The organism is Sphingobacterium sp. UBA7249 (genome assembly GCF_002472835.1).
Lineage (GTDB): Bacteria > Bacteroidota > Bacteroidia > Sphingobacteriales > Sphingobacteriaceae > Sphingobacterium > Sphingobacterium prati.
The window spans coordinates 462366-483559 of record NZ_DKST01000001.1 but is presented as its reverse complement, the minus strand read 5'-3'; the positions used below and the strand labels follow the sequence as shown (position 1 = coordinate 483559).

Below are 21194 nucleotides of genomic sequence, written 5' to 3'. Positions count from 1 at the left end.
CGCAAGATCTAAAGTACCACTTTTATATTTAGTTATTGTTAACTGTAATTTATTTTTTACCATTCCATTCTGCCAAAAACTCGTCGAGGAACCCTAGCATATACTGGTGGCGGTGTTCCGCGATTTTTTTTGCGGCTTCGGTATTCATCTTATCTTTTAACAATAATAGTTTCTCATAGAAATGATTGATTGTAGGCGCTTCAGAATGTTTGTAAGCTTCTTTGTCTTTATATTCCTGTACCGGAATATTCGGGTTGTACATCTCCCGTCCCTTATTGCCACCAAAACTAAATGCACGTGCAATACCTATCGCACCGATGGCGTCTAAACGATCGGCATCCTGTACAATCTCCATCTCTTTTGAGTGAAAAGATACTTCACCTAAACTCGCCTTAAATGACATGTTAAAGATGATTTTTTTGACATGATCAATGATTTCAGGAGAAATTTCTAGACTTGCCAAAAATTCTCCAGCAACGCGAGGGCCGATTGTCTCATCACCATCATGGAATTTGCTGTCAGCAATATCATGTAAGAGTGCTGCTAATTCGCAAACCATGACATCAGCCTGTTCATCTTCTAAAATTAACTTCGTATTGTTCCATACGCGTTGAATATGCGACCAATCGTGGCCTGCCTCTGCAAATTTCAAACGATCTTGCACAAATGCGACTGTGCGTTCAATAATGTTATTCATACAATACTTTTGTTTTTTCGCGAGTACCCTCGTATAATTCGTATTCTAATAATCTACAATCTAATTTACCATTATAAAATTCTATACGCCTAGACGCACGGAGTCCAATTTTCTTTGCTAGATCCGGATTACCTGTAAATATATAGCCTCTATAACCTTTGCACTCCTGTTTCATAAAATCACCCATGCGTTTATAGGTAATTTCCAATTTGGTATGGGTACCCAGACGTTCGCCATATTCTGGATTGAATAAAATGACACCACCCTCTTTAGGAACGTGCGTTTCCGCAAAATCGCATACCTCAAATGAAATTAATTGTTCTACGCCAGCTGTACGGGCATTCATCTTGGAGACGTTGATTGCCTCTTCGGAAATATCTGTCGCAATAATCTGTGGTGTCGCTTTTTTATTGATCTGATCTTTTAACAAGCGACGTTCCTGAAAGAAAATGGTTTCATCATAACCGATGAAATGCATGAATGAGTAATTCATGCGCAATAAACCCGGTTTTCTATTGGTCGCAATTAATGCCGCTTCGATAGCCAAGGTTCCGGATCCACACATTGGATTGACAAAGGGCGATACGCCATCCCATTTCGATGCGATAATTGTCGAAGCAGCTAAGGCTTCCAACATAGGGGCTTTGCCCGGAATCTTGCGATAGCCATGTTTGGCGAGTGTCTCGCCCGAGGTGTCAAGAAAAATTTCAGCACGGTCATCCTTCCAATAAAGGTGAACGACAGCTTTGTTGTTTTCCGGACCCGAGTTAGGCCGCATGCCTTTTTTATCTTTAATACGATCTACAATCGCATCCTTTACCTTGACATTTGCAAATAAAGGTGTACTGATCGTTTCATTGTCCACATTGGAGCTTACGGAGAAATAACCATCGAATTGGATCAGTTCTTCCCAGGCAATCGCACGCAGCTCTTCGTAGAGTTCGGTGGGATTATTGGCTGAAAATTCTTTTAACGAATACAGAATCTGTGAAGCTGTACGCAAGTTCAGATTGAGCTTGATCGTATCGTTTACACTGACTTTTAATTCGACTCCAGTCTGAAATGCTCTGACAATATCAAAACCTAACTCTTTAACTTCCTGTTGCAAATACGGCGATAAGCGTTTATTGCACGTAATGATAACTTTATTGGGGGTGTTGAAAACTTCCATCATATTTTGTACAAAGTTAATTAAACTCTTCCTCAAAAATTGCTTAATTTTACGCTTTAATATTTATTTTTTTGATTATGGAAATTAGAGGAAAAGTACACGAGATAGGAGCGACACAACAAGTGACAGAATCATTCAAAAAACGTGATATGATTGTAGCTTATGCCGAAAACCCACAATTTGTTGAGTATATCCGTTTTGAGTCTACACAGGACAGAACTTCAATTTTTGACAACCTAGCTATTGGCGAAGAGGTAGAGGTATCTTTTAATCTTCGTGGTCGTCCTTGGACAAATAAAGATGGCGTCACCACATATTTCAATTCATTGGTTGCATGGCGTGTAACAAAATTAGGTAATGCTGCTCCAGCACCATCTTCTCCGGGTTATGCTGATATGCCTGCTCCTGTAGATTTGTCGGGTTCATCAGATGATGATGATTTGCCATTCTAGTCTGAAATAAGATCTGCAATTCCTGTCGGCAAATTGTGCTATAAATAAATCAGTTTATAGTACTTATTGTTGTATAGTATATCATAAAAAGGACCGTCCAAAATTGGATGGTCCTTTTTATATCATATTGGATATATAGCTATACGTTCATTTTTAATTCTTCCATACAAAGTAGCTTTTTCAATTTTTATTTCTGTTTAGGTGGAGGGAACAGTTTTTTGAAATTGGATAGCATTTTCTTGGCGTCGAAATTGCTTGTTATTGGGTACATTTAACTCAAAATAGCACAAATATGAAATCATCAGTATTATTTATTTGCCTAGCAGCGCTTTCCTTGAGTGCCTGTAATCAAACAAAAAAGGAAAATCAACAGGTAGTAGAGTCAGATTCATCTGATCATGCAACAATGGCAGCAGACACCGTTCATACTTCCCAGAATTCATTAGATTGGCCCGGTAAATACGAAGCAACAATTCCCTGCGCGGATTGTGAAGGTATCAAAACGAATATTACCTTAAAAAATGATAATACTTTTTCTATTGTTAGTGAATATATCAATAAGAATACAAAAGTAGAAGATTCAGGTAAAGTGATGTGGCATGACAACGGTTCGGTTGTACACCTGACCGGCAAAGAAACCAACATAAAATTAAAAGTTGGTGAAAATAAACTGATCGGACTAGATCAGGAAGGAAAAGAGATCGAGGGCCCCAATGCACATCTGTATGTCTATAATAAGGTCGAGGGCGAAAAATAAGTGCTGGATCAAATTGAACTAACCACTGACATATTTCCCAAAAGGGATCTTGCGTAAGCAGTAGGTCAGTAGGGCACTGGTTACTAAGGTGAGGATAGCCGCTATCGGTATTTTCCATAGTGTAGCGAACGGAACCAGTGGATGTATATAGTTCAATAATAGAATATGACATAAATAGATTCCAAAACTATGGATATCAATAAATTCCCAGAATGCACTCAATCGTTCTGGGAGTTTTAGACATTGAATAAATACAAACAAACAACCTGCGCTCAAAGCAATATTAGGTGACAGATAATTATATAAGGTGGGATCAAACTCTCCTTTTTCAAGACTAAGATAATAGGTCCCCCAACCTGTGATAAGGCAGCTACAGATAAAGAATAGTAGGCTAGACCACTTTGGCCAAGTGAGTTGATAATTGTATAGATAATGACCCAATACGAGATAACCTATGTACCCGTAAAAGAATGTTAGATCAAAGTTTGGAAGATAAACATTAAACCATTTGTTGTTGAAAAATAGCGAAGCAAACCATAAACATAGAAATATTTCGATTTCTTTTTTCGAACAATTTCGGATCATTTTTCGCAAAAAAGGTATGGCCAGATAGAGCCCAATAAGCATGTATAAGTACCATAGATGTGCGTTGCTTCCTGATTTTAAGCGAATTAACACAATGTTAATAACTTGTGGAAAACCCACATACTCGAAATCGATGTACCGAATAAAGTAATAGACCAGATAGACAACCGTCCAAAAGGCAAAAGGTGGAATGATTTTGAGCAGACGCTTCTTGTAGAATATACCGGTCTCTTCATCTTTTTGCAAAAGCAATGCGCCCGAGATGATGACAAAAAGGGGGACGGAAAAACGGGAGAAGCTGTTGATCCAATTGGCATAATTCCAATCGAAAGCATCGAAATCATTGCTATTTAAATAACCCGAAGAAGAGTGGATCAGGATGACTAGAAAGATCGCAATGATACGCAATACGCTGATGTAACTACTTCGGGCCATTTAAATCGTTTTTTAGCTATTAATTTTTATTGTCATAGACTTTAAGATACAGTAAGGTTAACAATGCACCAATACTTGCCATACCCACACCTACGAGAGATGGTGTATTATAAGCCAATCCCAAGGTAATGGGAATACCGCCTAAAAAAGCACCGAGTGTATTGCCAAGGTTAAATGCAGCTTGCCCACCTGCAGCAGCCAGTGTAGCGGCTTCTTTTGAGGCTCGGATTAACATGAGTTGTGTTGGCGAACCGATAGTGAAAGATACCAAACCTGTAATGAAAGCCAGCGGATAAGCTGTCCAGCCCAGAGGCGAAACAAAATAAACCATGACCAAACAAAGCGCCATGGCGGAAAAGCTTGCAATTGCTGCTTTTGTTGGTGAAATGGTATCGGCCAGTTTTCCGCCGATCAGATTGCCAAAAAACATACCAACCCCAATCAAGATCATAATAAGCGGAACACGGTCCGCTGGAACTCCGGAAACTTTGGTCGCCAGAGGAGCAATATAGCTGATCCATGCAAATAATCCCCCGGTACCGATAGCAATGATTGCCATTAACAACCAGGCGATTTTTTTATTGAAAAAATTCAGTTGATTGAATATATTATTCCCTTTAGAAGCTTCAATTTTCGGCATCCAGGCATATATTGCGGCGAAAGTAATCAGGCCCAATAGGCTGATAATACCGTAGGTCAGCCGCCAGGAATAGTGATGACCAAGATAGGTGCCTAAAGGAACCCCCGCCAGGTTGGCGATAGTCATACCTGTAAACATAATTGAAATAGCCTGGGCTTCTTTTCCTTTGGGTGCGAGTTTGGCCGCAACAACAGACCCTACACCAAAAAATGCGCCGTGCGGAAGTCCGGCCATAAAACGCGAAAGACTGATCAGAAATTGTCCCGGTGCGATACTGAATAAGCCGTTGAAAATGAAAAATAGCAACATTAAAAAGAGTAACACCTTTTTTGGAGGATATTTACCCGTAAATAAGACTAACGTGGGAGCCCCCACGACAACGCCGAGTGCATACAGGGCAATAAGATGAGCCGCAGTAGGGATTTCGATCTGCAAATCCTTCGCGATATCCGGTAGGATTCCCATCATCGTGAATTCCGTCATTCCGATGGCAAGACCTCCGAAAGCTAAGGCAGTAATTCCTTTGTTCATATGGATGGTTGGAAGTTGATAGGCAAAAATAAAAATAAAAAACGGGTTATCGCGTGATTACCTTTTTTTCGGTACACAGGTGATATCCTTCGTCTTTCTGAGGATAATAGGGCGTTGATCAAATCTGCTTTCCAGTACCACCGAATCTGCGGAATGGTGGACTACTTTAAAACGTGGGATGTATTGACCCGAAAGATAGCATCCTGAAATTTTTTGTTTGCCATTTTCTTTGGTATAAATACCATCTACAATAATTGAATCACCACGTAGGACATAAATACCTTTGGCATGTTCTGTCCAGGCTCCATTTTTATAGCAACTATCCGGGATGGTCTGTACTTTGTTATTGACATGCATTGTAGCATAAACAGAATCACAGGTAAATTTAAACTCGGTCAATGTGTATTGCAGCATCTGGCCTTGTCCCGGAATACTGTCCTGTACCCATTCGCCTTGTAAAAATGAAGCTCCTTCACTTTGCATATCCGAATTGAATTTGCAGGCAGTGAAAAAGAAAAACATACCTATGGCAAAGGCCGATAGGTATGTTTTTGATGATATATTTTTTATTGAAATTATAGCCACAGCTTATTTTAAACTACCAACCATTTCCTCAGGTTTTACCCAAGCATCAAAATCTTCCGGCGTCACATAACCCAAACGTACTGCCTCTTCTTTAAGTGTAGTACCGTTTTTATGCGCCGTTTGAGCAATTTCAGCAGCTTTGTAATAGCCAATTTTAGTGTTTAATGCTGTTACCAACATTAATGAATTGTCTACCAGTTCTTTGATACGTTTGTAATTTGGTTCGATACCAGCGGCACAGTGCTCTTCAAAAGAAACACAGGCGTCGCCCAATAAACGTGCAGATTGCAAGAAGTTAGCGGCCATTAATGGCTTGAATACATTCAATTCATAATGTCCTTGTGTTCCACCAATTGTGATGGCAACATCGTTCCCCATGACCTGGGCAGCAACCATTGTTAACGCCTCACACTGTGTTGGATTCACTTTACCTGGCATAATAGATGAGCCTGGTTCGTTCTCTGGGATAAGGATTTCACCGATACCTGAACGTGGACCGGAGGCCAACATCCGGATGTCATTCGCAATTTTATTCAATGAAACTGCCAATTGTTTCAATGCACCATGTGTTTCAACAATAGCATCGTGAGCAGCTAAAGCTTCAAATTTGTTCTCCGCAGTAACAAATGGAAGACCTGTAAATTCGGCGATATATTTTGCGACAACAACATCATAGCCATTTGGGGTATTTAAACCAGTTCCCACAGCGGTACCACCGAGTGCTAGCTCGGATAGGTGTGAAAGCGTATTTCTTAAGGCTTTTAAACCATGGTTTAGTTGTGCTACATAACCTGAAATTTCTTGACCTAAAGTCAATGGCGTGGCATCCATTAAGTGAGTACGGCCGATTTTGACGACTTTTTTAAATTCCTCTGCTTTTTTCGCCAGTGTATCACGTAGTTTTTCCACACCTGGAATAGTGGTTTCCGCAACAGCTTTATAAGCAGCAATATGCATTCCCGTAGGGAAGGTATCATTTGATGATTGTGATTTGTTGACATCATCATTTGCTTTTAATACAGGTTCTCCTTCGCCAATTTTATATCCAGCTAATACTTGGGCGCGGTTTGCCACCACTTCATTCACGTTCATGTTCGATTGTGTACCTGAACCCGTTTGCCAAATCACCAGTGGGAATTGATCATCTAATTTACCTGCCAGAATCTCATCGCATACAGCTGCAATAGCATCACGCTTTTCAATAGGTAATACACCTAACTCGTGGTTGGCATAAGCTGCTGCTTTTTTCAAGTATGCAAAGCCTGCAACGATCTCATGTGGCATTGAAGCTGCCGGTCCGATTTTGAAGTTGTTGCGTGAACGTTCTGTTTGGGCACCCCAGTATTTATCTGCAGGTACTTGAACTTCACCCATTGTATCTTTTTCAATTCTGAATGACATATTGTTTTGTATAAGATAAAACGTAAAATTAATCCGTGTGAGTGCATGACACACAACACATCAGTCACAAAGTTAATGGATAATACAGTAAAAAGTAAACATTAAAAGGTAAAAATCAAAAATTGAAACAATTAGTAAGCCATAGGCTTGTATAACCAAAATCTAAAGACTCATTACTAAATACTCAAAAACCAAGGCGCTTTGTCAAGGATTCGTTCACATGATGAAATACTTGCTTTGGTTTCAACGCACGCCAGTGCAGTTCATTGAGTACACCGCCGAAGTTGATGTAATAGTCGATGTTCTGTTGTTGAAATTCTTCGATGACATGTTCGCGAAAGCCCACTCCCGCAATCCAACCATCATCAATATCCTGAAACCATTCCTCATAATAGGAATCATCCGAAGTATGAAAATTCAATACATTCTCTCCAATGAGAATAAAATATTTTATGCCCTGACTGATCATAACATCGATAAGTTCTCTTTTCAGTAACATGATGTCATTGTATAGTGCATCATTCCATTCACCGATCAATTCGATAATGCAGTATTGTTTTTCATAGTCGACAAACAATACCTTTAAATATAGTGTGAGCGAACCAAATTCATCCCATTGCGGATGTAGCAAAAAGTTATAGACCTGTTTGTCGAAATCGAATTCGCTATAAACCGTGCCATAGAATGGTGATTGTTCGTCTTCTGCAGCGATGTAATAGTCGCGCCAGTTGTAATAGGGTTCGATTTCATGCATATTCTAAATTCCTTTCCAAGTTCAAACTAAGATAAATTTGTGCTTATTTGCAAGTTTACTGCATGCTATTTCATATTTTCTGACAATAAGAATAGCCGCAATTTTTAAAGATGGACAATCAGCGACAATTTTTTGTTTTTAATGTAAAATTATACGGCTGTTTACAGATTAAACCGAATAAACTTGTTACTTTTGAGCTGTAATAATAGGAGCGTGCAGGCTCATGTTATGTGTTTATAAACGCTGGATTTTTCCTATGCAAAAGAGTATTAAGCGAAATATTTTTGTAGCTGCCACATACGCTGCGGTATTGCTTCTAGGCTTGCTGTTGGGACAAAATTATGCCGAAGAACAGGGAAGTAACCAGAAAAGAACTTTTTCCAGTTTAAGTTCCAATGGCAATTCAGACAAATTACAATACCTGATCCAGCTAATCTCAGAGAACTACGTAGACAATATCAGTGTAGACACGGTACAAGATGAAGCGATTGAACATGTCGTTTCCCGCCTTGATCCTTTTTCCTCCTTTTTACGCCCCAATCAAGTCCTTGCCAAACAGGAAACCCTTGAAGGTTCCTTCGATGGGATAGGTGTAGAGTATTTTCGTTTGAAGGATACGCTACTTGTGGTGGGGATGGTCTCTGCTGGGCCTGCTGAAAAAAGTGGGATGCGGATTGGTGATCGTATTCTAAAAATTGGGAATAAAGATGTTGCCGGAAAAAAGGTGCCGGAAGCGGAAATCGAAAAATTGATCCGTGGAAAGAAGGGGACTGCCGTATTTATTTCGATTCAACGGAACGGACAGACGCTCGTTAATCCATTGAAGGTCATTCGTGATCAGGTGAACGTAACTAGTTTGGACGCTTCCTATATGATTGCGCCAAAGACTGCTTATATCAAGATTCGACGTTTTGGACATAAGACTGCAGATGAGTTTAAACAATCGTTAATCGACCTGCGCAAAAGTGGTGCCCAGGACCTTATCTTAGATTTACGGAATAATGGCGGTGGCTTTGTGCATACGGCGATAGAACTAGCGGGACAGTTTTTTAAAGAAAAAAGGTTGTTGATGTATACCGAAGGAGCCAATGAATTACGTCAGGATTACTATTCAGAGAAGCCCGGGGAATTTGGTGACGGTCGCGTTGTGGTCTTGATCAATGAAAGTACGGCATCCGCGAGCGAGATCCTAAGTGGCGCATTGCAGGATTTAGATCGGGCTACCGTCGTCGGAAGACGGTCGTATGGAAAAGGACTGGTTCAGGAACAGTTTGATTTTTCCGATGGTTCTGCCGTGAATTTGACAGTGGCACGTTATTATACGCCTCTTGGAAGATGTATCCAACGCAAATATAGCCGGGCAAATTTTGATGCAGCAAAATATATGACCGGATTTGACCTTTGGACACTAGATACCGAATTTAGTCAAAAGGAAATGTTTACAACAAGCAAGGGAAAGCTTGTATTTGGTGGCGGTGGAATTTTGCCAGATGTGAACATCCCGATTGACACCAATGAAACAAGTGCTAAATACCGTGAAATCTTTCATTCCAATGCGATTGAGGAATTTGTATATGATCGTTTTACCAAACACCTCCCAGCATATTCTATTGAAAACTTTATTAGCGGTTACCATCTGCCAACCACCGAATTTAATTTATTTATATCATTTCTCAATGCGCAGAAACGGATTTCGGTCAATTCGGATGAGGCAAAAAATCTACATGATTTAATTCAATCTGATATTGAGGCACTGGTGGGGCGGTATTATTTCGGTCGTGAAGCCTATTATAAGATAAAAAACAGAAGAGATAAATTTATTGAAATAGGGCTCAAAACTTTGGGGTACCAGATGCCTAAGGTTTAAGTCGAAGATCTGCCCATACCGGATAGTGATCGGATAGTTTTTGTTTAACGACCTGATAATTCATGACCTGAAATTGGGGGCTGGCAAAGATATAGTCAATTTGAAAAATTGGCAAAAGAGCATGGTGGGTTACGCCCCACCCATTTCCTTTTTCTTTAAAGGCGTTATACATACCGCCTCCAATTAAATTAACCGAATAACTCATCGGTGTATCATTAAAATCACCAACGGCGACATAAGGGTATTGACAGTCATTCATGTGCTTCTTTAGCGAATGCGCCTGTTCACTGCGCAGTTCAAAAGCATTTTTTAATTTTCTACTCAGCCGACGTGTTGCAGTATTGTCGTCTTCATTCTTATTGGATAGGTTTTGGATAAACTCCTTATCTTCATTCTGGAGGGCAAACGAACGTAAATGGATATTATATATGCGAATTAATGTATCCTGCTTTTTGATGTCCACATAACATATTCTATTGATGCCATAGTCGTTGTCACGAATAGTGCCCGAATCGTAAATGGGGAAACGTGATAAAACAGCCATGCCATAAGCTTCGTAGTCATTTTTGGAACTAGGTTCGAAAAAGAAATAGTCATACCCCAATTTATCCTTAAACTCTTCGGAGAATACGTGTTTTCCCTTGATTTTACTGATGTATTCTTGAAAACAGATGACGTCCGGTGAGATGCTATCAATAATACGGACGACATCAGCCTTAAAGCTTTTTTTTTCATCGTTGACCTTTTTGAATAGATGAGCATTGAAGGTCATCATGCGGAGTGTCCGTGTTTCAGGTGGAGCTGCTGGGTTTTCTTTACGGATGTTCCAATGTTTGGTCAGAAATGGCCAGCCGATTAAGATTGCTACCAACGAGAAAAGTGCGACCTTTCGTTTGCGAAGTAACCAGTAGCAGATAAACCCAATATTGACAAGAAGGAGAGGAAGATAACCTAATCCCAGAAATGCAATGGGCCAAAAAGATTTGGGGTTGATGAAGGTTGCCGCATAGCTCATGAGCAAAGCAATGATCGCAAGCATATTTGCCAGAAACATTGTTTTGCTTATAAATCCCAGTTTTCTTCTTAAAAAAGTCCTTCTATCCATCAACCTTGTCGCCACTATTGCTTGCTCTAAAGAGCGTTTCTTTTTCATGGTGTGTCAGACTTTCATAACCAGATACTGAAATCTTATCCAAGATGGCGTCAATTTCATCCTGATTTGGTAAGTCATAACGATGCTTCCGATTTGCCGGTATATTATTGCCTACAACAACTTTCATTTTTGCGGGCTTTTTTTGTTTTTTCTGAAAAAGTGTGGACCAATCCATCCCTGATCTTAGCGCATAGGTAAATGCCATTCCAAATAGTACTACTGCGAAATAAGAGATAGCTGCAGGTCTATTGCCAAGCGTGAAAAATAAAAATTCCAGCGCGAAATAGACAATGGCTACGATTTTTAGTTTAACGGTACCAAAAAGCAATAGCCTTAATTCGTAGTTCGGAACTAACGTGACAATTGCCGCAAGGACAGCAGCCAACGGATGAGCCCCGCCCATGAGATGAAGGTTCGTGGGCGGCGGAATAAGGGTGCCAAAACCAACATAAAGGGCGCTGCTAAGGAGCCAAGATGCGATGTAAACAAAGAAAAATTGTCTGTTGTTTAAAAAGGTAAAGAATATCTGACCAACCCAATATAACCAAAGGCTGTCAAAAATCAAGGTTAAAAGCTGAACGTAGACAAAATTGGATGAGATGAGGGACCAGGGTTGCGCTAAGAAACTTGAAAAATTGCTAGGCAAGCTCAAATGCTGTACAATCGGCTGTAAAAAGCTTTGTGAAACAAGTTTCAACTCAAAAAGCAGGTCCAGAAAATAGATGAGGACAAATAAGCACACCTGTATACTGATCACAACCGGAATCGGTGAGCCAGTTTTATACGTTTGCCTCCAAAAATCTTTTAAACCAATGTTATTCATTACACATGCTATTAATAAATTCCCTTCCTAACCTTCCAGAATTTGAGCAGCAGGTAACCAAATAATGCCCCACCTACGTGAGCCAAATGGGCTACCGAATCTCCCGGTCTAGATAAGCTCATATAGATCTCGATTAAGATAAATCCACCGATCATATATTTGGCCTTGACTGGTACAGGAATAAACAAAAATTGAAGCGGTATGTTTGGAAAAAGGTAAGCAAAAGCCAATAGGACGCCATAGATCGCTCCAGAGGCTCCTAGCATAGGTATGACATATGATAATGCTTCGTTACTGCCTGTATTTGCCAGGGAAATGATTTCATTTCCGCTCATGCCGTGCAATGGAGCGAAAGAACCCGTAGCATGATACAGTTGTATACCATTCACCGCTGTATAGAGAAACCAGGCGCCAATTCCCGAGATCATATAGAAATTTAAGAAGCGTTTCGGACCGAGCACTTGTTCAATCATAGGACCAAACATGACAAGGGAGAACATATTGAAGAAAATATGTGTAATGTTGTTTTTGTCATGCATAAACATATGTGTGATCACCTGCCATATTTTGAAATAAGGCGAATCCGGATAATATACGGCAAGATAATCATATGCTATAGGTACAAGTTGCGATCCAATATAAAATATAATATTGACGATCAGTAAATTCTTGATAACGGGTGTCAATTGTTGAAACATATAGTTTTATCTTCTAGTTTTTGCCAAATTTTTCTGCCAACTCCTGCAATGTAAACGTTACGATAACCGGGTTGCCATAGATGGAACTATTCGGTGATTGACAGGCGAAGAGCTTATCGACCAATTCTGCCATGGCCGTATTATCAAGTTGCGTGCCTGGTTTGATCGCTGCATTGCGGGCAAGGCTTTTTGCCAGATTCTCTCTTTTTGCAAGCTTATACTCGGATTGATTATTCTTATAATCTTCCAATATTTTTTCAATCATTTTTATTTCGTCAAACCCAGTTCCCAAGTCTGCCGGAATTCCGTCAATAATATAGGAATTTTTTCCAAATTCGCGAATTTGAAATCCCAGGCCGTTGATGTCAACCAATAAATCTTTCATGAGCTCGTTATCCGAAGGGTTGAGATCTATCGTTTGTGGAAATAAGCTCTGCTGGCTCAAGCCTTTATGCTGATCGAGTTGTGTCAGGAACTGCTCAAATAAAATGCGCTCGTGTGCGGCCTGTTGATCAATAAGGATAAAGCCTGAATGAATTTGAGAAACAATATACTTATTGTGTAGCTGAAAGAATAACTTAGAAGAGGCTTTATCTTCCATTTGTATGGCTTGAGGATGATCGGTCTCCAATTCCGAACGGTTGTGCAATGGAAGTTGCACAGACTCTTCTTTTTCCACGATTTCATATAAAGAATCCCAATTGCTCGGTATTCCCCCTGTTTTTTTGGCAAAGCCTTCAGCATAGCTATCGGACCTGGAGTAGGACGATTTGGACTTGTCGGTATCAAAAGGATTAAAGTCCGGATTGAAGGTCACTGTTGGGACAATAATTTCATCCAATGATTTCTTGGTGATCAGATTGGAGAAACTAGTCTCCTGTTCAAAATCCAATGAAGGCATGATGTTATATCGGCCCAATGATCTTTTCACTGCCGAACGGATGATGGCGTAGATTGCTTTGTCATCCTCGTATTTGATTTCGGTCTTTGTTGGGTGTACGTTGATATCGATACGGGCGGGATCAATATCAATAAACAGTACATAAAACGGAAAGGTCTCCGCTTGCATAATATCTTCGTATGCATTCATCACCGCATGGTGCAGATATGGATCGCGTACAAAGCGTTTATTAACAAAGAAAAATTGTTCGCCACGTGTTTTTTTTGCAAATTCAGGCTTACCTATAAAGCCCTCCACCTTAATAATGGATGTATCCTCTTCTACAGGGACGAGACGCTGGTTGTAATTGTTGCCAAAGATATGGACAATCCGTTGTTTCAGTGTCTCCGCAGGAAGGTGATAAATCTCATTTCCATCACTATGTAGCGAAAGGAAAATCTGTGGGTTAGACAAAGCGATCCGTTGAAATTCATCAATGATATGACGCATTTCAACCGAATTGCTCTTCAAGAAGTTCCTACGGGCAGGGATATTGTAAAAGAGATTTTTAACTAAAATATTTGTTCCAGCAGCGACAGCTTCTGGGTATTGGTTGACAACTTTTGAGCCCTCTATTTCCACTACGGTGCCAAGCTCATCTTCGATACGGCGTGTTTTTAGTTCGACTTGTGCGATCGCAGCAATGGACGCCATTGCTTCGCCCCGGAAACCCATGGTGCGGATGGCAAATAAATCTTCAGCTTTTCTGATCTTTGAAGTCGCATGACGTTCAAAGCAGAGCCGAGCATCCGTTACGCTCATGCCGCAGCCATTATCAATGACTTGGATCAATGATTTACCTGCATCTTTAACAATAAGTTTTATTTTGTCAGCTCCAGCATCAATGGCATTCTCAATCAATTCTTTAATGGCAGACGCTGGTCGCTGCACCACTTCTCCCGCCGCAATCTGATTGGCAACATTATCTGGAAGTAATTGAATAATATCCGACATATAATACAAAGTTACGAAAAACCTTTATGAAATCTGCTGCTTGCCATTGAACCAAATCCGATGGGGAACAGGCAAAAGCAGGGATTATTTAAAATGTGCGACCGGATGACATTCCGGAGCACACGATAATCCTGAGTTACACGGTTACATGAGATTACAAGAATGTATAGTCTCCATATGGAGCACCTATTTCATCTCTAATTTTAGGAAACGTGCGGTTTCGCTTTTCTTGTTTTTAATTAAATTTTCTGGGGTCCCTTCAAATAATATCTGACCGCCCTCTTTTCCTCCTTCAGGACCGATATCAATCACCCAGTCCGCTGATTTGACAACATCCAGGTTGTGCTCGATAATCAATACGGTATTTCCTCGGTCGACCAATCGGTTGATTACGCCCATCAGTACATTAACGTCTTCAAAATGAAGTCCGGTTGTAGGTTCGTCTAGGATGTAAAATGTATTTCCGGTATCTTTTTTAGAAAGCTCGGTGGCAAGTTTCACACGCTGAGCTTCTCCGCCTGATAGCGTTGTAGACGATTGACCTAAGGTAATATATCCTAAACCGACATCCTGCAATGTCTTGATTTTTCTGTAAATACTTGGCACATTTTCAAAGAAATCGACGGCATCGTTGATGCTCATGTCGAGTACATCCGAGATGGATTTGCCTTTGTATCGCACCTCTAAAGTTTCTCGGTTGTAGCGCTTTCCATGGCATGTTTCACAAGGAACCTGTACATCCGGGAGGAAATTCATTTCAATGACTTTCAACCCCGCTCCCTGACAGGTTTCACAACGCCCACCTTTGACATTGAACGAGAATCGCCCTGGTTTGTATCCCCTGATTTTTGCTTCGGGAAGCTGAACAAACAAGGTACGTATATCAGAAAATACCCCTGTATACGTAGACGGGTTGGAACGTGGTGTACGGCCAATTGGGCTTTGGTCGATCTCGATCACCTTGTCAATATGTTCCAAGCCTTCGATCTTTTTGAAAGGCAGTGGAGTCGCTTTGGCCCTGAAAAAATGTTTATTTAGAATGGGGTATAAGGTACCTGTAATCAAGCTGGACTTACCAGATCCCGAAACGCCCGATACCACGATCAGTTTCCCGAGGGGAAATGTTACAGTCAGGTTTTTCAGATTATGCCCAGTGGCACCATGAATGGTCAGTGTTTTGTTATTGCCTTCACGACGTTTCTCAGGGATTTTAACTTCTTTTTTCCCATTAAGATAAGCCGCGGTCAACGAATCTGATTTTAAGATCTCGTCAGGTTGCCCTTCCGCAACTACCGTTCCGCCATGTACACCAGCAGCTGGTCCCATATCAATTACATAATCAGCATGCAAGATCATGTCTTTGTCATGCTCAACAACCAGAACTGAATTGCCAATATCACGCAGGTTTTTGAGTGCATTGATGAGACGTTCATTGTCACGTTGATGAAGTCCAATACTCGGTTCATCTAAAATATAAAGTACATTGACCAGCTGTGAGCCTATCTGGGTCGCTAAACGGATCCGTTGTGCTTCGCCCCCGGATAATGTTTTTGCGGTACGATCCAATGTTAAGTAATTCAATCCTACGTCCAATAGAAAACCCAAACGGGCCCTTATCTCTTTAAGTATCTCTGTAGCGATGACCAATTGGCGTTCGTCCAGTTTGCTTTCCACCTGGTCGAACCATTCTTTTAATGCCGAAATATCGAGGGTTGATAATTCATGGATATTCTTGTCTGCGATCTTAAAGTGCAATGATTCTTTCTTTAACCGCGCCCCTTGACAGGTTGGACAGGTAACTTTGGTCCTGAAATCATCTAATGAAGGTGCTTCATCCGAAGATTTTCCGGAAAACTCTTCCAGCATTTTAAAGATACCTTCGAATTCGACCCGATATTCACGGGATCCGTAGCTCCCATAGGACACGGTGACAACAATAGGTTCTTCTTTATTGCCAAACAACAGTTGGTCGATCTGTTCGTCGCTGAGTTTCTCCAACGGCGTTGTTACCGCAAAATCCAATTTTTTGGACACCGCTTTAAGCACTTCAAACGTCCAGTTCTCCCGTGTAGGCCCTAAGGGTGCCAGTCCACCTTTTTGAATGCTGAGTTTCTTATCGGGAATAACAGCGTTTTTATCAATTTCGAAGATATAGCCCAAGCCGTCACAGGTCGGACATGCACCATATGGCGAGTTGAATGAGAATGTATTGGGTTGAGGTTCATCATAAGAGATCCCCGATTCCGCATCCATTAGATAACGGCTATAAAATTGCTCCTGATTATCTTTGGTAGACACTTTAATAATACCTTTTGCCGTTTTCATGGCCTGCATTACCGAAGTCTGTAACCGTTTTTTGTCTTCACGCTCTATTTTCAAGCGGTCAACAACAATTTCAATATCGTGAATCTTATAGCGGTCTACTTGCATTTTGGGGACGAGATCCAAGATTTCACCATCCACACGTACCTTAACATAGCCCTGTTTACGAATTTGTTCGAAAAGCTCACGATAATGTCCTTTACGCCCTTTCACGACCGGAGCGAGGATATTGAGTGCTTGCCCATCAAATTCATCCAGAATACGCTCGATTACCTGATCATCCGACATGCGCTCCATCTTTTTCCCGGTGACATAGGAGAAGGCTTCTCCCGCACGGGCAAACAAAAGGCGCATAAAATCATATACCTCTGTAATGGTTCCGACGGTTGACCTTGGATTTTTGCTTGTTGTCTTTTGTTCAATGGAAATCACCGGACTCAAACCTGATATCTTGTCGACATCCGGACGCTCCATACCACCCAAAAATTGGCGACTATAGGCACTGAAAGTTTCCATATACCGACGTTGACCCTCTGCATAAATGGTGTCAAAAGCCAAAGAAGACTTTCCGCTACCACTCAAGCCGGTGATAACAACCAATTCATTTCTCGGAAAAGAAACATCTATATTTTTTAGATTGTGCGCGCGAGCACCAAATACTTGAACTTCACTCTGTTCGCCCAAATCTGGGCTTTTTTTTACTGCCATGAAAACTCCTTAAAATCCCTATTGAGGGATAAAATGCAAAACATGCAAAATTACAGATTTTAAAGGAATTATGCGAGGATATCTGACTTTTGGAATAAAATGTGATATAGATGTGATTTGAAGATCTCGTGATGACTGGATGAGGTAAGAAAGTTACGAAGGTTATTGCTATCTTGTGATCGGCTAAGGTGGCTATGACAACTTTTAAGCCCCTAAGTTTGTACAGGACCTAAAAAATAAAAATAAAACATGGAGATACTTCGGTAAGGCGAAATTTGCCGGATTAAAATCTTTGTTCTTTATTCTATAATATCAATACAATAACAATGCGAAAATACGATGTCAGCAAACAGGAGAAACAATCCATCGAAGATATTGTCCAATTTTGGAAAAAGGAGAGGCTATTGGATGAACAAAAAGCCAACGAACTCATGGATAGCCTCGATGTTAAAAGCTTTGATTGGGGCCAGCTGGCCCGGTATGCTTTCTGGATTGCATTAGCATCCTTGGTGTTTGCTGTTTTTTCGCTGTTTACGGATGCATCTTTCCTTGCCTTTGTGGACAGCCTTTACGAAGCCCCAAATATTTTATTTTGTTTCTTTTTTGCTGCGGTCGCTGTACTTTTTTACACACTGGGTTTTCGTTATAAAAAGCGTTATCCATATAAGAATCTTTCCACGGAGACCATGATGTTGATTGGTGTATTTGGAACAGCCGCCTGCATTGGTTTTATGGGCAAGGTCTTGGATAAAGATACCATGCATTATTCCCTCTTATTTTTACTTTCGGTCGCGATATACGGCGTGCTTGCAGTCAAATTGGACAGTAAGTTGATTTGGACCTTTATGCTCTTAGCGCTAGGCGTTTGGTTTGCCACTGAGACAGCTTATCACAGCAATTGGGGATTTAAATTCTGGGGAATGAATTATCCCTTACGTTTTACGATTTTCGGTGCTATAATTACGGCGGCAGCAGTTTGGCTACAGCCACGCTTTGAACGTTTACAGATATTTCAACCGGTCAGTTATATCATTGGGTTGATTTACCTTATGGTTTCTTTGTGGACACTATCTATCTTTGGCAACTATTCGGATTTTTATGAGTGGACTACAGTACGTCAATATCACATGTTTTATTGGGGGATTCTATCCACTGCGGTCTCGGCGTTTCTTGTAATTTATGGGTTAAAAGCGAAGGATAATGTTACCCGCGAGGTTGGTTTTGTGTTTTTGGTATTGAATATTTATACCCGCTATGTGGAGTATTTGTGGGATAATATCAATAGAGCAGTCTTTTTCCTGATTCTTGCAGTTTCCTTTTGGTTTGTTGGCCGTTGGGCAGAAAAACTATGGAACAGACGAAAAGAAGAGTTTGAAGGATAAACGTCGGGTAGATTCGCTTAGGGAACGGGTATCAAAAGCGTAAAGTGCTATACGGCAATAGCGACTTTCGCTAGGAGGATCTCAGATTTAAAAATGTACCATAAATCCTACTCCACGATTCGAACGAATATGAAGATCAGGGTCATGGCTTAAGTATTTTCTTAGCCGTGTGATAAAGACATCCATACTTCTGCCTGTAAAAAAATCAGCACTTCCCCATACTTTTTCGAGGATATCGCCCCGTGTCACCAACTGACCGTTGCGCTGCCACAGAAATAACAACAATTGTGCTTCTCGCTCAGTGAGTTTATATTGCGCCAAAGCATGGCTCAATAACAGTTGATCTGGGAAAAATAAATATGAACCAATGGCAATGGGACTTGGCGACATAGTTTTATGATTGCGTTTTAATATATTTTGTATGCGCAGTAATAATTCTTCAGGATCACAGGGCTTGGTAATATAATCGTCAGCACCAATTTTTAAGCCCGTTAACTTATCTATCTTTTGCTCTTTTGCCGTTAGAAAGATAAAAGGAAGTAAAGGAAAAAGTGTATTGATCTCTTTTGCCAAAGTAAAGCCGCTTACTTGTGGAAGCATGACGTCCAGAATAATTAAATCATAACCCATCAGCTTTTGAAAGTCTTCCATGAGCTCATTTGGCTGTGAAATCCAGTCCACACGAAAGTCCGAAAGCTCCAGATATTGTCTCAGCATAAATCCAAAATCCGGATCATCTTCTACCAGCAATAGTTTATTCTTCATTTCTTTGTTTCATCTAATGGATTTTTTAGCCCTTATTCTCTGATCCATTATAAAGTTAATAATACGATTTTTATTCAAGTGCTGCTTCACTGCTCTTCGTGTAGTAGCCTGTGCCGCCGATTGACGATGTTGGCCAATGATCTGATAAATTAAAGTGGTAAGAGAATGGCAAAAGTTGTCCCATGCTGCAATTTACTTATAACCTTGATCTCTCCGCCATATTTCTTGACGATATTTTTAACCAGAAATAGGCCAATTCCCAAGCCTTTCGTATCATGGATATTGTCTTTCTGGATACGGTAGAACTTTTCAAAAATATAGGGTAATTCGCTTTCTTCCATGCCCTGTCCATTGTCTTTGACCTGAATGGATAGATAGTCTTTTTGTTCCTCAAAACGGATATTCAACTGCGAGGAACCGTATTTGACAGCATTGTTCATCAGGTTGTGAAACAGCGTCGTTGTATCTATGGAATTAAGACAGACCTGCATGCCGAGGCTTGGCTCCACAAGTAGTCTGACTGTTGGATTGCATAGCTGAAAATCACTAAAAATTGCCTGTAGCTCTTTCGCTGTTGTTGGGGGTAAACTTGTTGCAGTTTGATTCTCGTTCAATGGATCCAGTGTTTGTTCCAAGCGGTTCACCTGACGTTCAATCACGGCAATAATCGTATTGTCAGGAGATTTTTGGAGGGTTTTGGCTGCTATTTTTAAGGTCGCAATCGGTGTTTTTAGCTCGTGGGAAATATTATCTACTACATCGTGCAACACGGCAATCTGTTTTTTTTGTTTCTTGAGATTGTTAATTGTCCGGTAAAACAACCAGATAAAAGCGGCCAGGATCAATAAGGTGCTCAACAGCAGTGAGGTTAGCTCCTTAAATAGAATCCAGCTCAGATTGACCACCTCAAAAGAAGTTTTGCGTGGAACAGAAAAAACATATAGAATTTCCCTGCTTTGGATACTATCCTGAATCTTGTTCATTTCAGTTTTTTCCGTAAGCCATTTACTGCTGGATAATTCTGTAGGATTTCGGAAAGTGCCGGATGTTGTGTATACAGTGATCGGGCCATTAACCAATGGTTTTGTCGCATCTTTATAGTAAATATTCAATATTTCCTGTTTAAGGATGACATGCATTCCCCGTGGCCGGAATATACTGTCAACATATCTTGTTAGTTCCCCGGAAGTTTTCTGTGCATGTGTTGTATATAGTTTTTTTAGGTCTTCTTCGGTGATCTCTTTTTTGACCAGTTTGATATAATAATCCCGGGCGATATCCTTACTCAATAGGTTGTTATCAAAAACGGAATCAGCGTCATCCAATTTGTTCAGATTTTTCTTTACGTCGGCGAATACCTCCCGTTGTTTAAGCCGATAGGTATTGTATAATTGATACCCTTGTATGCCGATCAGGACAGTAAAAAATAGGATGAAAAGAATAATATAATTTTTAGGCTTCAATTCCATATACAAATATAACTGCTCACAATGAAGATCATAGGCCTTAACATAGCATTAACTCTTCATTAACCATATTTAGCAAGGTTAATGGACAATTTTGGACATTAAATA

18 protein-coding genes are annotated in these 21194 nt (G+C 40.5%); 4 read left to right on the top strand and 14 right to left on the bottom strand.

Annotated elements, in window-relative coordinates; translation table 11 throughout:
- Positions 1-49 precede the first annotated feature (49 nt).
- Positions 50-697 carry an HD domain-containing protein gene (locus B4A24_RS01640; RefSeq protein WP_172396163.1) on the bottom strand — a complete coding sequence of 216 codons (648 nt, stop codon included), beginning with the start codon at positions 695-697 and terminating at the stop codon, positions 50-52.
- Positions 690-1868, bottom strand: coding sequence for a THUMP domain-containing class I SAM-dependent RNA methyltransferase (locus tag B4A24_RS01635; protein WP_293942221.1), 1179 nt, complete (start codon positions 1866-1868; stop codon positions 690-692). Before B4A24_RS01635 ends, B4A24_RS01640 begins: the two co-directional genes overlap by 8 nt.
- 77 nt (positions 1869-1945) lie before the next feature.
- Between B4A24_RS01635 and B4A24_RS01630 the strand changes: the two genes are divergently transcribed.
- Together B4A24_RS01630 and B4A24_RS01625 are read left to right on the top strand one after the other, a co-directional pair.
- Complete coding sequence (locus B4A24_RS01630) at positions 1946-2320, top strand: DUF3127 domain-containing protein (RefSeq protein WP_077437102.1); 375 nt, start codon at positions 1946-1948, stop codon at positions 2318-2320.
- A gap of 292 nt (positions 2321-2612) precedes the next feature.
- Entirely contained in the window at positions 2613-3077 is a 465-nt protein-coding gene (locus B4A24_RS01625; RefSeq protein WP_293941837.1) for a copper resistance protein NlpE, read from the top strand.
- Positions 3078-3095: 18 nt separating this feature from the next.
- Here B4A24_RS01625 and B4A24_RS01620 read toward each other — a convergent pair whose 3' ends face one another.
- The 5 genes from B4A24_RS01620 to B4A24_RS01600 form a co-directional block, all read right to left on the bottom strand.
- Entirely contained in the window at positions 3096-4097 is a 1002-nt protein-coding gene (locus B4A24_RS01620) for an acyltransferase (protein WP_293941834.1), read from the bottom strand.
- 19 nt (positions 4098-4116) lie between these two features.
- Positions 4117-5268, bottom strand: coding sequence for an MFS transporter (locus B4A24_RS01615; protein ID WP_293941831.1), 1152 nt, complete (start codon positions 5266-5268; stop codon positions 4117-4119).
- Positions 5269-5325: 57 nt separating this feature from the next.
- Positions 5326-5751 (bottom strand): fumarate hydratase, encoded by a 426-nt coding sequence (locus B4A24_RS01610; protein ID WP_293941828.1) that lies wholly within the window; start codon positions 5749-5751, stop codon positions 5326-5328.
- Between the two features lie 105 nt (positions 5752-5856).
- A complete protein-coding gene (gene fumC, locus B4A24_RS01605) occupies positions 5857-7254 on the bottom strand; it encodes a class II fumarate hydratase (protein ID WP_293941825.1) in 1398 nt (465 codons plus the stop codon).
- Positions 7255-7438: 184 nt separating this feature from the next.
- On the bottom strand, positions 7439-8008 hold the full coding sequence (locus B4A24_RS01600) for a hypothetical protein (protein ID WP_293941822.1): 570 nt from the start codon (positions 8006-8008) through the stop codon (positions 7439-7441).
- Positions 8009-8264: 256 nt separating this feature from the next.
- Between B4A24_RS01600 and B4A24_RS01595 the strand changes: the two genes are divergently transcribed.
- Positions 8265-9875, top strand: a complete 1611-nt coding sequence (locus B4A24_RS01595; protein ID WP_293941819.1) for a S41 family peptidase — start codon at positions 8265-8267, stop codon at positions 9873-9875.
- On the opposite strand, the gene B4A24_RS01590 is transcribed toward B4A24_RS01595, so the two are convergent.
- From B4A24_RS01590 to uvrA, 5 genes are all read right to left on the bottom strand, one after another.
- Entirely contained in the window at positions 9865-11028 is a 1164-nt protein-coding gene (locus tag B4A24_RS01590; protein ID WP_293941816.1) for an endonuclease/exonuclease/phosphatase family protein, read from the bottom strand. The genes B4A24_RS01595 and B4A24_RS01590 overlap by 11 nt on opposite strands.
- Positions 10973-11851: a rhomboid family intramembrane serine protease gene (locus B4A24_RS01585; RefSeq protein WP_293941813.1), complete on the bottom strand. Its 879-nt coding sequence runs from the start codon at positions 11849-11851 to the stop codon at positions 10973-10975. Before B4A24_RS01585 ends, B4A24_RS01590 begins: the two co-directional genes overlap by 56 nt.
- 11 nt (positions 11852-11862) lie before the next feature.
- Positions 11863-12549 (bottom strand): rhomboid family intramembrane serine protease, encoded by a 687-nt coding sequence (locus tag B4A24_RS01580; protein WP_108634833.1) that lies wholly within the window; start codon positions 12547-12549, stop codon positions 11863-11865.
- 13 nt (positions 12550-12562) lie between these two features.
- The gene (gene mutL / locus B4A24_RS01575) at positions 12563-14443 is read right to left on the bottom strand and encodes a DNA mismatch repair endonuclease MutL (RefSeq protein WP_293941805.1); all 1881 of its coding nucleotides are present in this window, start codon (positions 14441-14443) and stop codon (positions 12563-12565) included.
- A 186-nt stretch (positions 14444-14629) separates the two neighbouring features.
- Positions 14630-17473: an excinuclease ABC subunit UvrA gene (gene uvrA / locus B4A24_RS01570; protein WP_293941802.1), complete on the bottom strand. Its 2844-nt coding sequence runs from the start codon at positions 17471-17473 to the stop codon at positions 14630-14632.
- Positions 17474-17799: 326 nt separating this feature from the next.
- Here uvrA and B4A24_RS01565 point away from each other — a divergent pair, with 326 nt between their 5' ends.
- Positions 17800-18855 carry a DUF2157 domain-containing protein gene (locus B4A24_RS01565; RefSeq protein ID WP_293941799.1) on the top strand — a complete coding sequence of 352 codons (1056 nt, stop codon included), beginning with the start codon at positions 17800-17802 and terminating at the stop codon, positions 18853-18855.
- 87 nt (positions 18856-18942) lie between these two features.
- On the opposite strand, the gene B4A24_RS01560 is transcribed toward B4A24_RS01565, so the two are convergent.
- On the bottom strand, positions 18943-19620 hold the full coding sequence (locus B4A24_RS01560; RefSeq protein WP_293941796.1) for a response regulator transcription factor: 678 nt from the start codon (positions 19618-19620) through the stop codon (positions 18943-18945).
- A gap of 149 nt (positions 19621-19769) precedes the next feature.
- The gene (locus B4A24_RS01555; RefSeq protein WP_293941793.1) at positions 19770-21089 is read right to left on the bottom strand and encodes a sensor histidine kinase; all 1320 of its coding nucleotides are present in this window, start codon (positions 21087-21089) and stop codon (positions 19770-19772) included.
- Positions 21090-21194 lie beyond the last annotated feature (105 nt).